17 protein-coding genes are annotated in these 14,575 nt (G+C 32.9%); 12 read left to right on the top strand and 5 right to left on the bottom strand.

Annotated elements, in window-relative coordinates:
* Window positions 1-77: 77 nt before the first annotated feature.
* Window positions 78-416 carry an Mpo1-like protein gene (locus tag A0O34_RS17520; protein WP_066757512.1) on the top strand — a complete coding sequence of 113 codons (339 nt, stop codon included), beginning with the start codon at window positions 78-80 and terminating at the stop codon, window positions 414-416.
* Window positions 417-680: 264 nt separating this feature from the next.
* Here A0O34_RS17520 and A0O34_RS17515 read toward each other — a convergent pair whose 3' ends face one another.
* Entirely contained in the window at window positions 681-2,702 is a 2,022-nt protein-coding gene (locus A0O34_RS17515; protein WP_066757509.1) for a DUF3857 domain-containing protein, read from the bottom strand.
* A gap of 143 nt (window positions 2,703-2,845) precedes the next feature.
* Between A0O34_RS17515 and A0O34_RS17510 the strand changes: the two genes are divergently transcribed.
* On the top strand, window positions 2,846-3,193 hold the full coding sequence (locus tag A0O34_RS17510; RefSeq protein ID WP_066757505.1) for a DUF4377 domain-containing protein: 348 nt from the start codon (window positions 2,846-2,848) through the stop codon (window positions 3,191-3,193).
* A 54-nt stretch (window positions 3,194-3,247) separates the two neighbouring features.
* Here A0O34_RS17510 and A0O34_RS17505 read toward each other — a convergent pair whose 3' ends face one another.
* Window positions 3,248-4,180: an SPFH domain-containing protein gene (locus A0O34_RS17505; RefSeq protein ID WP_066757502.1), complete on the bottom strand. Its 933-nt coding sequence runs from the start codon at window positions 4,178-4,180 to the stop codon at window positions 3,248-3,250.
* A gap of 165 nt (window positions 4,181-4,345) precedes the next feature.
* On the opposite strand from A0O34_RS17505, the gene A0O34_RS17500 reads away from it, so the two are divergent.
* From A0O34_RS17500 to A0O34_RS17475, 6 genes are all read left to right on the top strand, one after another.
* A complete protein-coding gene (locus tag A0O34_RS17500; RefSeq protein WP_066757499.1) occupies window positions 4,346-4,918 on the top strand; it encodes a Crp/Fnr family transcriptional regulator in 573 nt (190 codons plus the stop codon).
* Between the two features lie 255 nt (window positions 4,919-5,173).
* Entirely contained in the window at window positions 5,174-5,707 is a 534-nt protein-coding gene (locus A0O34_RS17495; RefSeq protein WP_066757496.1) for a YceI family protein, read from the top strand.
* Window positions 5,708-5,959: 252 nt separating this feature from the next.
* On the top strand, window positions 5,960-6,178 hold the full coding sequence (locus A0O34_RS17490; protein ID WP_066757493.1) for a tautomerase family protein: 219 nt from the start codon (window positions 5,960-5,962) through the stop codon (window positions 6,176-6,178).
* Between the two features lie 7 nt (window positions 6,179-6,185).
* Window positions 6,186-6,917, top strand: coding sequence for an SDR family NAD(P)-dependent oxidoreductase (locus tag A0O34_RS17485; RefSeq protein ID WP_066757490.1), 732 nt, complete (start codon window positions 6,186-6,188; stop codon window positions 6,915-6,917).
* 2 nt (window positions 6,918-6,919) lie between these two features.
* Window positions 6,920-7,372: a nuclear transport factor 2 family protein gene (locus A0O34_RS17480; protein ID WP_066757486.1), complete on the top strand. Its 453-nt coding sequence runs from the start codon at window positions 6,920-6,922 to the stop codon at window positions 7,370-7,372.
* Window positions 7,373-7,403: 31 nt separating this feature from the next.
* A complete protein-coding gene (locus A0O34_RS17475) occupies window positions 7,404-8,480 on the top strand; it encodes an NAD(P)H-dependent flavin oxidoreductase (protein WP_066757483.1) in 1,077 nt (358 codons plus the stop codon).
* Between the two features lie 6 nt (window positions 8,481-8,486).
* Here the strand turns inward: A0O34_RS17475 and A0O34_RS17470 are convergent, their stop codons facing one another.
* On the bottom strand, window positions 8,487-9,842 hold the full coding sequence (locus A0O34_RS17470) for a deoxyguanosinetriphosphate triphosphohydrolase (RefSeq protein WP_066757480.1): 1,356 nt from the start codon (window positions 9,840-9,842) through the stop codon (window positions 8,487-8,489).
* 167 nt (window positions 9,843-10,009) lie between these two features.
* Between A0O34_RS17470 and A0O34_RS17465 the strand changes: the two genes are divergently transcribed.
* The 3 genes from A0O34_RS17465 (at window position 10,010) to A0O34_RS17455 (ending at window position 12,050) form a co-directional block, all read left to right on the top strand.
* The gene (locus tag A0O34_RS17465; RefSeq protein WP_066757478.1) at window positions 10,010-10,552 is read left to right on the top strand and encodes a hypothetical protein; all 543 of its coding nucleotides are present in this window, start codon (window positions 10,010-10,012) and stop codon (window positions 10,550-10,552) included.
* A gap of 77 nt (window positions 10,553-10,629) precedes the next feature.
* On the top strand, window positions 10,630-11,364 hold the full coding sequence (locus A0O34_RS17460; RefSeq protein WP_066757476.1) for a DNA-formamidopyrimidine glycosylase family protein: 735 nt from the start codon (window positions 10,630-10,632) through the stop codon (window positions 11,362-11,364).
* 59 nt (window positions 11,365-11,423) lie between these two features.
* Window positions 11,424-12,050, top strand: coding sequence for a class I SAM-dependent methyltransferase (locus tag A0O34_RS17455; protein ID WP_066757471.1), 627 nt, complete (start codon window positions 11,424-11,426; stop codon window positions 12,048-12,050).
* Between the two features lie 106 nt (window positions 12,051-12,156).
* Here the strand turns inward: A0O34_RS17455 and A0O34_RS17450 are convergent, their stop codons facing one another.
* Window positions 12,157-12,885, bottom strand: a complete 729-nt coding sequence (locus tag A0O34_RS17450; protein ID WP_066757467.1) for a LytR/AlgR family response regulator transcription factor — start codon at window positions 12,883-12,885, stop codon at window positions 12,157-12,159.
* Window positions 12,882-13,814 (bottom strand): sensor histidine kinase, encoded by a 933-nt coding sequence (locus tag A0O34_RS17445; protein WP_228394309.1) that lies wholly within the window; start codon window positions 13,812-13,814, stop codon window positions 12,882-12,884. The genes A0O34_RS17450 and A0O34_RS17445 overlap by 4 nt, the downstream gene beginning before the upstream one ends.
* A 331-nt stretch (window positions 13,815-14,145) precedes the next feature.
* Here A0O34_RS17445 and A0O34_RS17440 point away from each other — a divergent pair, with 331 nt between their 5' ends.
* Window positions 14,146-14,574, top strand: coding sequence for a hypothetical protein (locus tag A0O34_RS17440; protein WP_066757461.1), 429 nt, complete (start codon window positions 14,146-14,148; stop codon window positions 14,572-14,574).
* Window position 14,575: the final 1 nt, after the last annotated feature.

The raw sequence follows: 14,575 nt of genomic DNA, 5'->3' as shown, positions 1-14,575 counted from the left end.
TTTACTTTTAATGATCTTGCTTAAAAAGTTGGCGAACTTATTGCTTTACACTCCTCAAGAACTTAAACTAAAATGCCATGTCTGAAAGAATAAAAACATTCAAAGAATTTTACCAATTTTACCTTACCGAACATAGTAGAACGGGAACCAGAGTTTTCCATTTTATAGGAACGTTATTAGTATTTCTAGTGATCGGATATGTAATCAGCTCAGGGAAAGAACGATTTTTATGGTACGTTCCAATTTTTGGTTATGGTTTCGCTTGGTTAAGCCACGCTTTGATCGAAAAGAATAAACCTGCAACTTTTAAATATCCGCTGTGGTCATTGATTTCAGATTTCAAATTGTTTTTCGAGTTATTGATCGGAAAGCAAAGCTTTATTGGAATTAGCAGACCTAAGCAGCCTTGGGAATAGTTTTTATCACAAGAGTTGTAGGATTAGATTAAATTAAGCTTTGACGCTATAAAATAACTATGTTTAGATTCCACAAACTGAGCGTTAAAATTTACATTCAAAAGATTAACCACAACATTTGTCATTCCATAGGAAATCAGACTTAGATAATATAAAACAGTTTCGGCGGGTTTGCTTTGCAAACCCGCCGAAACTCCAACTATTTAAAGAGAGTTTAGAACATTATTAAAAATTAATTCCTAATTCCTAATTCTTAATTCTAAACTATTTAAACCTCTTTTTAAAGCTAAATTTAAGCATATTCATTAACCCCGGTTCAATAATATCGATTCCCAATCCAAAATTACTATCAGCCACCGTATGATGATCTGTCCTGAATGTTTCAAAGTCATTCTGTGGAATTTCAAGATTAACTAAAGGTTTGTATTCGATATTAACTGTAGCACCGTTTTTAGTTATTTTTTTACGGCTCGTAAAATCAAAATATGGATTATTGATTGTACTTTCCTGAACAGTATATTTTTCTTCAGTATCTATTTTTTGATCTGTGTAAAGACTTATTTCATACTTTTCACTGTCGAAATTATGCCAGAAAGGAAGATCTTTATGCATGAAATCTCTTGCGCTTGCCTTCACAAGGTTTCTGTCAAAATACATTAAGAAACGGTTTTTCTGATGATCAACATAATATGGATTTTCAATCTTGGCGTGATAATGAATTTTAAACTCATTCAGCTTTTTATCGTCACTTACAATGTCTATTAAGGCATCCTTAAAGATATCTCTAAGGTCGGTTCCGTTTCTGTCACTAGAATAATTCAAGCTATAAAACAGGAAATTATTCCAGCTGTCGACAACCTCTCTTTTATTAGTATTTTTAAAATATCGTCTCATCGCATTGGCGCGATTTCCTTTGTAAGTGGTGGTTAATTTTAATATACCTGTTGTATTTTGAGCATTAAATTCAACCTTTTCATCAACACAATAGTAAGGATATTTGTAAGCTTTTCTTGTGCTCAAATTTTGATTGGGTTTTGCTTCAAGATAGTGCATAAAATAGATGAATCCTCTATTTTCAATCAATCCGAATTCATCACGAATCGTCGCATCCACAAAATATTCTTCTCCTTTATAATTGATTTTCACCACAACATGATTGAACGAAAGCAACGACGGAAGATAATATTTAATGTAATAATCTGTATGAAAATTCACCAAAACAACCGAAGAATCAACACCAATATAATCCAGAATAACTTTCAGTAAAACACATTTTGCCTTACAGTCTCCCTGTTTATTTTCAAAGGTTACAGAAGGCTCCTGAGGCTTGTGACCATTCATCTCATCTGCATTGAAAATGTAATAGATATTATTTTGAACATATTCGATCGCAAACTGAAGCTTTTCATCCTGATCAATGATTGCATCAAGTTTTTCAACCAAATTCGGAGCAAAGTCTTTTAAGGAAGATTTATTAAAAATTTCCTCATAAATCGGAGCAAAATAATTAGAAAGTTCTGTCCAATTTTTATCTGTTGCAAAATCTACAAAAGGAAAAATTTCTCTGCCTGCATCAACAGGATTGATGTAATTCTCTTCTTCAATGATAAATTTTTCTCCTTTCTTTAAATAATTAATTTCAGGTTGTAAAACATCACCTTTTTCATCTCTGAAAAACGTTTTTTTGTAGGCTATCTGCTCATCTCTATCATTAATGAAGGTGAATTTAAAATTTCCATAAGCCCAATAATTGTCAGGACTTACCCAAACATATTTTGAGAAGTCTTTTCTTAAAAAATCACGATCTGTAAAGGGTTTTATACGAGAATCTTCAAGAATTAAAACATCGTACAATCTTAAATCTTTGATGGTAATATTGATCTTCTTATTACTGCTCAGAACTCCTCCACTGCTTTGATTTTCACTGTCCAGCACTTTAATTTTAGTATCAGGAAGTTTATCTATCAAAACACCTTCTCTTAAAACACTGATTCGATGAATATTATACACTTCATTTTCTTCGACCACAATATCGGTGACGGATGCTCTTTCCAGATTAGCAGGCTCATTTAAGGTATAAGCCATGCAGACATATTCACTATTTTCAGTATTACTTGTATAATATTTTTTATCTAAAAAGTAACAATAATCTCTCCCTTCTTCAATTTGTTTTTTAGCAAAATCAGAGTCTTTTATTCTATTGATCAACTCCTGATCTTCTACATTTCCCGCCCACGATTCAGGTTTTTGAATCTTATAATTTTCAATTTGAATTTGATTATCCATTATTTATATTTTAATATTTGTATTATTTGGTTAAAATTAAGGCGTTCAAATTAATTAATTAAAAAGTAAAAAACAAGAGTAGAACAACGACTATATTGTAAATTTCGGCACAGAAATTGTCGCCTACGAGTTAAATCAGACTTATGAAAAGTATTACAACAATTTTAAAAGGAACAATTGCAACGGCAGCTTTATTTGCGATCACGCAATGCACAACAGCAGCGAATGCTTCCGGTGGAGACGAAAAAACATTTATCGTCGGGCCACAAACTGTAGATTGTACAGGAGTTGCTCCTATGAAATGTCTTCAGGTAAAAGAAACTCAATCAGGAGCCTGGACCAACTTTTACAGTAATATTAACGGATTCACCTACGAACCGGGATATGAATATGTCTTAAAAGTAAAAACAGAAAAAATTGAAAATCCACCGATGGATGGTTCTTCAATCAAGTATACCTTAGTGAAAGAAGTTTCTAAAACTAAGAAATAAAAAAAATCCCTTTCAATATGCATTGAAAGGGATTTACATTTTCATCAAACTATCTTAATGCTCATGATTTCTCGGAGGTTCGGGTAATTGCGCTTTATTAACTTCATCCATTTTCTGCGTTGCAGCCATAGAAACAACCAATTCATTCAGCATAGAGCTTGCTGCTTGTGGCGAATTAGGCAATAACACCAAATTACTTCTGTTATTTGCTCCAATGGAATGTAAAGTATCATAATGCTGTGTCACCACAATTAATGCCGAAGCTTCTTGTGCATTGATTCCTGCAGCATTCAGCATTTTTACAGACTCTTCAAGACCTTTTGCAATCTCTCTTCTTTGATCTGCAATCCCCTGTCCCTGAAGTTTTTTAGATTCTGCCTCAGCTTTTGCAACGGCAACAATTCGTATTCTTTGCGCTTCAGATTCGTATTCTGCAGCAGTTTTTTCACGTTCTGCAGCGTTGATTCTGTTCATGGCATGTTTTACCTGCTCATCCGGATCAATATCGGTTACCAAAGCTTTAATAATATCATAGCCATAACTTTGCATTGCTTCCTGCAATTCACTTTTTACAGCAACCGCAATATCATCTTTTCTTACGAAAACATCATCTAATTTCGTTTTTGGAACTTCTGCACGTACAACATCAAAAACATAAGATGTAATTTGATTTTCAGGATTTTCTAAACGATAATATGCATCTTTTACATTTTCTCTGATCACCTGATACTGTACGGAAACTTTCATTTTAATGAAAACATTATCCAAAGTTTTGGTATCAATGATAACATCAAGTTGTTGAATTCTAAGATTCAAGCGTTTAGAGATCTGATCCAAAAACGGAATTTTCAAATGCAGACCAGCGTGACTGACTTTTAAAAATTTACCTAATCTTTCTACAACTGCCGCAGATTCCTGCTTTACAGTGAAAAAAGAGGCAAACAATGTAATAAGTCCGAAAAAGACCAAAATACCTAAATATATCATAGTTTTATTTTTTAAAGTCCATATTTTCAAAAATAGGTAAAATAATCATATTTAATACATTGAAAACCAAAACACTTTTCACTTGATTTAAAACATAAATTATTTTTCAGACTCTTGAGAAAATATTTTAATAAAAAACTTACTTTTGAATATTAATTACCCATTATGGTTGATGCTCGAGAAATATTAAAGGAACACATTTCAAAATTTACGACTCTTACTTTTGAACAGTTTGAATATGTTTTTTCACATTTTAATATAATCAAATTAAAAAAAGGACAAATGCTGATCACGGAAGGAGATTTTGTAGATCACGAATATTTCGTTCTCGACGGTTGCCTGAAAGCATTCTACCTTAATGACAGTATGAAAATGTTTATCCTGCAGTTTGCCATGCCGAACTGGTGGGTAACAGATTTTGACGCCCTTTACAGCAAAAACCGAGCAGCTATCAATGTTGACTGCATCACCAACGCAAGTATTTTATCAATTTCTAATGAAGACAGGGAAAAAATCTGTAAAGAAATTCATGAAGTTGAGCATTTTTTCAGGTGGCGAACGAATAAAGGCTACGTTGCAGCCCAAAAACGTCTTCTTTCCTTTATGAATAATGATGCGAAATTCAGGTATGAAGAGCTTTTATCATTTTATCCTCAATTGTACAATTTAGTTCCTAAACATTTGATTGCTGCGTATTTGGGAGTTACGAGAGAGACTTTAAGCAGGCTTCATCAGTAGAAATGGTGGGAAGTTGGAAGATGGGTGTTGGAAGCTACCATTGGAGTGGTAATTTCTGATTATTAAACGCAAATCTGTTTTAAAAATTTAATCTAAATCTTTAAAACATCAATATCTTCCATCCTACAATTTCTAACTTCTAACTTCCAGCACCCATCTTCCAGCTCTAAAACTTTCCCATATTTCGTGATCTACATCACGTAACTTTTTCCTTCAATCGGCTGACATTTGTATGATCATTTAAAACAAATCAAAATGGATACAAAAAATTTTAAAGTAAACAGCGAAAACAGTTTAGTTGAATGGATCGGAAGAAAAGTAACCGGAGCTCACAACGGAACAATCGAAGTAAAAGAAGGAAATTTCAATTTTGAAAACAACATCCTTTCTTCAGGAAAATTTGTCATCAACATAAGATCAATTAAAATTCTTGACATCGATGATTCTGAAACAAACGCACAATTCGCCAATCATTTGGCTTCTGATGATTTCTTTAACTCAGATCAGTTTCCTGATGCAGTTTTCGAGATCAAACACGCAGAACCGGGTGAAAACAATTTTTACCACGTAACCGGAGATCTTACCATCAAAGGAATTACACATTCTTTGGAAACGACTTTACAGATCGTGAAGACAGACAACGTTGCAGTTTTAGACACTAAAATTGTCATCGACAGAACAAAATTCAACATCAAATTCAGATCATCAAATTTCTTCAGCAATCTTGGAGATACTTTGATCTACAACAATTTTGACCTAAATGTTCACTTAGTCGCAGACGTACAATAATTTATTAACAACAAATTTGTTTCAATTCTTATTTCAACCACAAAAGCCACAAAAGATTAACACATAAGTTATCTTAAGCTCATTAACAACAGCAAAAAAAGAACACATAAGTTTAAAAAAATATTTGATTTTTTCTTTTGTAAACTTTGTTTTCTAATAATTAAATAAAGGTTAAATGTTCAAATAGCTTTTGTCTCTTTTGCGGTTAAAATAATAGTTCAAATTAAACTTAACATTTAAAAATTTAATATCATGCCATTCATAAAAGTAGATGTTTTGCGCGAAGATCTTAATCGCGAAAAAAAACAACAATTAATCAGAGAAATAAGTAAAGCTGTAACAACAGTTTTAAATAAAGATCCACATTTGACGCACATCGTGATCAATGAAATCGAAGACGACAACTGGGGTTACGCCGGAGAACAGGTTACTGTCCTGAAAGAACAAGGATTTTCAACTGAAAAACAATAAATCAGACATGAAAAAACAAACAGTAATCGTTACAGGTGCGTCATCAGGAATCGGCTTAGAAATTGCCCGTTACTTTCTTGACAGAGGTGATAATGTGATAATTAATTCACAAACAGAATCGAAATTACAACAGGTTTACAACGAATTAGGAGCAGGCGAAAACCTTGCGATGGTTGCAGGAAGCGTTGCAGATAAAGCCGTTGGAGAAAAATTAGCAAAAACAGCGATTGAAAAATTCGGTTTAATTGATGTGCTGGTTAATAATGCAGGAATTTACGAGAACAAACCGTTTTTAGAAGTTACGGAAGATTATTTAGACAGATTTTTAAATACCAATTTAAAAGGAACATTCTTCACCACACAATCCGTAATTCCTCAAATGCAGAAACAAAAAGATGGAGTTATTATCAATATCGGAACTCCACTTGTGTATCATGCGATCGCACAATCTCCGTCAACGGCACCAATTTCAAGCAAAGGAGCAATTCACGCTTTGACATTGCAACTGGCAGCAGAATTCGGAAAAGACAATATCAGAGTAAATGTCGTTGCACCAGGGTTGATCAGAACACCGATGCACGATGAAAGTATCGACAACAATGCGGGAATTCATTTAATCAACCGTATTGGAGAATCACAAGAAGTCGCTCAAATGGTTCATGCGATTGCTAAAAATATATTTATCTCAGGCGCCATCATTAATGTAGATGGAGGAATGGGCGCAGGTCATAATTTGTAAAAATGAAAGTTCTACTATTATTTGCATGGCTGTTTATCTTTCCGGTAAACAGCTTTGCTCAAAAAATCAAGATCATGAAAACAGACACAGTACAACAAACAGAAATAAGAAATGCCATCGAGCAATATTATTTTAAAGGAATCTATGAAGGAAATACCGAGCTTCTGAAACAGGTTTTTCATAAAGATGCCCTGCTTTTCGGAGATATAAAAGGAGTTCCTTACTACAAAACCGCCACACAATATATTGAAGGTGTCGGAAGCAGAGTAAGTCCCCAAAAATCGGGTAAAGATTTTAAGCCGACAATCATCTCTATTGATGTGATAAACACGATTGCTACAGCAAAATTAAATGTAAAAATGTATGATTTTAATTACTATAATTTTATAACTTTCCATAAAATTGATGGTAAATGGCTCATTGTCAATAAAACATTAACTGATGTAGAACTTTAATTTTAAATTTTAAACCAAAATCATCAAAATCATGTGGAATAAAAACAGAATAACAGATTTATTGGGCATAGAATATCCAATTTTTCAGGGACCTTTTGGTGGCGGATTATCAACGGTCGAATTGACCTCTACAGTTAGCAATCTCGGTGGATTGGGCGGTTTCGGAGCTTATACATCGTCTCCCGAAGAAATTTACGAAATTGATAAACAGATAAAATTAAAGACAGACAAGCCTTACAACCTCAATCTTTGGGTAAACGATCATGATATTATTGATCAGGAACATACTGAAAATCAATATAAAAAGACGGTTGAACTTTTCAAGCCTTATTATGACAGCTTAAATATTGAGGTTCCTGCGCTTCCACCCTCTTTTGAGTCGAGATTTCAGAATCAGCTGCAGGTTGTTTTTGATATTAAACCTAAAGTTTTCAGCTTTATGTTTGGACTTTTAAATCCTGATATTATTGAAAGATTAAAAAATCAGGGAACGATCGTTGTAGGAAATGCCACAACGTTAGACGAAGCCATCGCCTTGGAAAACACTGGTGTAGACGTGATTGTCGCATCAGGTTTTGAAAGTGGCGGTCACAGACCATCTTTTTTGGATAAAGCCGAGCTTTCAACGACGGGAACTTTTGCTTTGATTCAATTGGTTAGAGATAAAGTGAAAACTCCAATCGTAGCTGCTGGCGGAATCGCCAACGGTCGCGGAATCGCTGCAGCAATGACTTTAGGAGCAGAAGCCGCACAAATCGGAACTGCATTTTTAGCAACCGAAGAATCCGGAGCATTGCCAATTCACAAAGAATTTCTCTTTTCAAATGCTGCAAAATCCACTACCCTTTCCAGAGCGTACACCGGAAGATTAGGACGCGGAATTACAACAGAAATCACAAGAAAACTCTTAACTGCAACAGATCAAACCTTACCGTTTCCTTTGCAGACGACTTTCATTTCATCCATGAGAAAAGCAGCGCTGGAACAAAAGAAACACGAATTGGTTTTCTTTTGGTCAGGACAAATCGCTCCAATTTTAAAACATAAAAAAGCATCAACATTAATGGAATCATTAATTGAAGATGCTTCTAAAATATTGAATAAATAGAATTGATTACATGGTCATTCCAATGTCAATTCCTTTGATTTTTCTGTAAAGATCAGTGGCATAATTATCTGTCATTCCCGAAACAAAATCGATCACACCGAGAACTTTTTGGTAATCAGTTCCGTTTTCGTAGATGAATTGTTTTGGGATTAATTTCAACGCTTTTATGTCGTAGGATTTAATTTTTTCTTCTGATTTTAAAATTGACGGAATGAAATGATCCAACAATTCATACATTACATTATAGCCGGCGTTTTCAATTTCAACAACCGCTTTATGGTTGTAAATTTTCTCAACAGAAAAGCTTGCAATATCCTGTAATGCTTTATTTTCACCTTTATACATATCAAGCAGAGCTTTGTCAAGATTTCCTTCAAGAATTTTATCAAAGTTCTGTTTATACATTGAAATCGACTTATTAATTAAAGCATTAATAACTTTCGCTCGTAAATATGAAATTTTTTCGTTGTCATTTCCAATAGAATCAAGCTTTCTTTTGACTCTGTCTACATCATCGGTTTCTGATTTTACTAACTCAAAAAACAGGTTTTGACAGTCCGCAGTTGAAACGATACCCAATCTGTGAGCATCTTCCATATCGATAATATTGTAACAGATATCATCCGCAGCTTCCACCAGCCAAACAAACGGGTGTCGCTTGAAAATATGAGGTTCTTCGCTTTCTGAGATTAAATTTGTTCCTTTTGCAATTTCAAGAAAAATATCCTTTTCATTTTGAAAAAAACCGAATTTCTTTCTGTGAATAATTTTCTTATCTCTTGCAATCGCTTCACACGGATATTTAGCGATACTCGCCAACGTAGCAAACGTTAACTGAGTTCCTCCCGCATCTTTTCCCTGTTGTTGTTGAGCTAAAACCCTTATTGCATTGGCATTTCCTTCAAAATTAACCAGATCAGCCCATTCTTTTTCGTTGAATTTAGGTTTAAGATCATTTTCATTTCGATCAAAATAACTTGCAATAGCATCTTCTCCCGAATGTCCGAACGCAGGGTTTCCAACATCATGACAAAGGCAAGCTGCCGCAATTACATTTCCTAAATTGTGAAGATAAAAACTTTTAGAATCTTCCGTCAGATCACTTTGATAATTATCGTGAATAAATTCTCCGATAACACTTCCTAAACTTCTTCCCACAGACGAAACTTCCAAAGAATGCGTCAGACGGTTGTGTACAAAAACACTTCCCGGAAGCGGAAAAACCTGCGTTTTATTCTGCAGTCTTCTAAACGCCGAAGAAAAGATAATTCTGTCGAAATCTCTCTGAAAATCTGTTCGTGAAGCTTTGGTATGTGGATTATTTCCTGTGCGCTGATTCGTAAAAATCTGATTCAAGTTCATCATTTTTCAAAATTACTTCAAATTTTAATTTTAATGAACTAATAAGATGATTTTTTCTAAAAAACCTCATTTTCAAAGTCAATGATTTTCCGTAAAAATACCTGAAAATTTTTCTTCTTTTCAATCTAACTTAGTGATTGCTAACAACCAACTCAAAAAAACTCGTCATGTCAGAATTATTAAAACAAATAATAAGCAATTCGATCGTGATTGCTTTATTTACATCAGCCATTGCATACTTTTTTCACAAAAGAACAGAAAGGCAGAATGCAGTTCTCAAAAGAGAATTTGAACAATTATCGAGTAAGGATAATTCCCATTTTGAATGGAGAAAAAATACCGTAGAATTATTGGGACAAGTTTACATTCATTTGAATCGATTGGGACTTGGCTTTCAAAATAAATATTCCAAAATTCCTGAATATGATTCTTATTATGAAGATGAAATTATTTTTAAATCTAATCAGCACATCAGAGATCTGTTAATCAACAACGGACATTTTTTGCCTCCAGAATTATTGGGTGAAGCTTCAAAACTTGTTGAACATTTTGATGTTTGGCTTACAAAATACAATCAAATAAGATTAATTGATAAAGACACAAAAACAACACAAATCTATGTGGGACCGGATGGATTTCGTTTTCCTGAAAATGCCGAAAAGCTATTTAAAGAAAAATATGTTGAAATGTTTAATGATTTGCATAAGTGAAAATTTTAAACCAAAATTCAATTTAAAATTAAAATCATGGCAAACTAATTGCAATTTATGAAAGCATAAATCAGCGTATGCCAGAAGGTCCAACAATCCTACTAATGAAAGAAGATCTGCAAAAATTTGCAGGTAAAAAAGTTATTGATGTATTCGGAGATGCCAACTTTGAAAAAGAACCTTTGAAGGGTGAAATTTTAAGAGAAATCAAAACTTTTGGAAAACAGACATATCTTGTTTTTGATGAATTTGCTGTTAGAATTCATTTATTGATGTTCGGATCTTATATTGTTGATGAACATTTGCAATCTGAGAAAAATTTACGTTTAGGATTACAATTCAAAACTGGCGGAATGTACTTTTATACCTGCAACGTAAAATTGGTTGATCTCGAATTTTTATCAAAAATAGATTGGGAAGCTGACGTTATGAGCGATGACTGGAACACTAAAACAGCGGAAGAAAAATTAGAGTCAAATCCTAAAATGATGGTTTGCGATGCTTTGATGGATCAGGATATCTTCTCAGGTGTCGGAAATATTATTAAGAATGAAGCTTTGTTCAGAATTGGAGTTCAGCCCGAAAGTTTAGTTGGAAATTTACCTCCTAAAAAAGTAAAAGAACTCATTGCCGAAGCCAGAAATTACAGTTTTGATTTCTTAAAATGGAAAAGTCAGTCTGTTCTGAAAAAACATTGGCAGGTTTACAGCAAAAATGCGTGTCCAATTTGTGGACAAAAACTCATCCAGAAAAATACGGGACTTGGAAAAAGAAGCAGTTTTTACTGTGAGAAAGATCAGAAATTGTATTAAAAATCATGTTTTTAAGAAGAAGGAAATATCTTACTTTTATATAACTTAAAAACAATACAATGACCAACAACACATGGCTCGACAGATGGGACGAAAGATACAGCAATGATGAATTTGCGTACGGAACCAAGCCTAATAACTATTTAAAAGATCAATTACAAAAAATAAATCCGGGCTCCATTCTTTTTCCGGCTGAAGGTGAAGGAAGAAATGCCATTTTTGCAGCTCAACTTGGATGGAATGTTTCTGCTTTTGACATCAGTTCTGAAGGAAAAAATAAAGCATTACAGCTTGCAGAAATCAACAACGTAAAGATTGATTATCAGGTTGGAGAATTGCAGACATTGGATTTTCAGGAAGAACAGTTTGACGCAATTGCTCTTATTTATGCCCATTTTCCGGCTGATATTAAATCATCAATTCATAAAATATTAGACAAATATCTTCGAAAAGGTGGTTTTATTATTTTTGAAGCTTTCAGTAAAAATCATCTTGAACTAGTCTTGAAAAATGAAAAAATTGGTGGCCCTAAAGATATTGGTTCATTATTTTCTATCGATGAAATTAAATCTGATTTCCCAAATTATGATATTATTGAATTATTAGAAACTGAAATTGAGCTTAATGAAGGCGTTTTTCATAATGGAACAGGTTCTGTGATTAGGTTTGTGGGACAAAAAAAATAATTTTTGAAAATTTCAACAAAATCTACTTCTCTTTTTTTTAATATGTCCTTTTGCCTTGAAGCAAACGGACCAAAAGTTCAAGACTGGAAGCTTATTAATCACCTATTTAATTACCATCCAAGTTTAGAGATCCACCAGAATATCTTGTGAAAAAAGCTGATCTGTACACTTCTCCCAAAGGAATTTCGGCATCATTAATATAGATATTGTGATTATCAAACGAGTCGATAAAATTGATATTGACAACATATGATTTACTCACTCTCAAAAAAATATCCTCTGAGATTTTCTGGTGAATTGTTTTCAAATTCATTGCTGTGATCAGCTTTTGGGATTGAGTATGAATGACCACGTAATCTTTTAACCCTTCAATAAATTTAATCTCTGAAAAATTAATTTTATAATATCTTCTGTCCGCTTTAATGAACAAAAAATCTGTTGTATTAGATTCTACCGTATTTTTTACCGTATCTCTGGATAAAAGTTCCTTGTATAGAACAGCTTTTTCAATGGCTTTTTCTAACCTTTGTTTGTCGATGGGTTTAAGCAAATAATCTACCGCTTCCAGCTCATAACTTTTCAAGGCATATTGAGAATACGCTGTTGTGAAAATGATTAAGGTTTGTTTTGGAAGCATTTCTGCGAACTCCAATCCCGTTACCAAAGGCATTTCTATATCAAGAAAAATAAGGTCTACTTCATTCGTTTTTAAAAACTCGATTGCTGCGGGTGCATTAGAGAATTTTCCGAGAATTTCAAGTTGAGAAACTTCATTAATTAGTGACTGCATTTCTGCTCTTGCCAACGGTTCATCATCAATTATAATGCAATTCATACGGGAATTATTAAGTTTACGATATATTCTTTTTCTGTAGAAACGATGTTTAAACTGTATTGATCCTGATATAAAAGTTCCAGGCGCCTTTTGATATTTGCCAATCCCAAACCTCCATAATTTTTATCCGAAATAGAATAATTTGGGTTTTGAGAATTTGTACAGATAAAATATAATTTCTTGTTTTCTACTTCAATTTTGATCTTCACATAAGAATCTTTATCATCAATTTCAACGCTGTGTTTCACTGCATTTTCAACAAAAGTGGTGAACAAATTGGGTGGAATAAATGTACTATTCAACATTCTTTTATCCGTTTCACTATTAATCTCCACAGAAAAATTTTCTCTTCTTATTTTCTCAAGGTTAAGGAAATTAGATAGAAAGTCGATTTCGGAGATTAATAATGTCTTTTCCTCGCTGTTTTCATACAATTGATACCTTAGAAATTCTGATAGTTTGATGATAACGGTTGATGCTTTTTCAGGATCGGTTCTGATTAACGCTTTCACATTATTAAGCATATTAAATAGAAAATGAGGATTGATCTGATTTCGAAGCTCATTTAGTTCCATATTTAAAGTAAGATTGCTTAATTCAGTAATTCTTTCATTATCTTTTATCCATTTTTGGAGTAACTTAACCGTAGTTGTTACCAATATAATAGGAATACACATCATTACACCTTCATAGAGACCGCCTTTTTTTGGACGATACTCTTCTATTTTATATTCTTCAAAATTACTCATGATCACTGAAATAAAGTTCAATCCAGCTATACCCAACGCTACTAATAATATAAAATACAGTACATATCGAGTTCTAAAGAAAAACATAGGAACTAATACGTACATATTAATATAAGCCATGATTAATAATGAAATATAAACAATACTTAAAACATAATATTGGCTAATTCCCGTATACATCTGCCAAAACCTAGCAAAATACAATAAGACAAAAAAAAGCAGCATAAATACAAAATGTCGCCAAAACCGATACCGATCTTTTACAAGAAAATCTATAACGGGCGTATCATTTAACGCACTTGATTTGTATCTCATATTAATTTGATCATTTTATTCAAAACAAAAATAAGTAATAACGGAAGTAAACAGTATAATATTATACCAACACGCTATTTTATTATACAAAATTTCAACGCCCCGGATTTGGTATAAAATGTAAAGGCTTTGGTATAAAATCCCGAATTCCGAACTGAATTCTCCATTCCTTTGCTCCTGTATAATTTATTCGCTTATGGAATTGACCGTTTTTCAGGAACTCACAGAACAAATTACATTAGAATGTTTTTTTATGACAGATTCTCAAAAAGAAGAAAAAGTAATTCAGCTTATTGACCTTCATCATTTTATGGAGTGTTACAATTCGGAAATAAAAATTATTAATTACATCCATCATCCTATTAATATTATAGAGGAAAATGGCATTAAAAAAGGAATTTTATTTTATGATCTGAAGCATTCTTCAATATTTGACCTCAACGCCTACGAATCATTTAAAAGACAATGGCAATTGCAGGAAATATGGTTTGTTTTTGTGGAAGAAGAAATGAATACCAACACCCATCTTTACACAGATTTCATCATCGAAAATAGCATTGAAATATTTTATGACAAAATATTCTTATTCAACTTCTTTCAATCAACAATTAAAAAAATAAAATAAC

The organism is Chryseobacterium glaciei (assembly GCF_001648155.1).
In the GTDB taxonomy this organism is placed as follows: domain Bacteria; phylum Bacteroidota; class Bacteroidia; order Flavobacteriales; family Weeksellaceae; genus Chryseobacterium; species Chryseobacterium glaciei.
The sequence above is the reverse complement of the archived record's forward strand: the minus strand, read 5'-3'. Positions and strand labels throughout refer to the sequence as shown.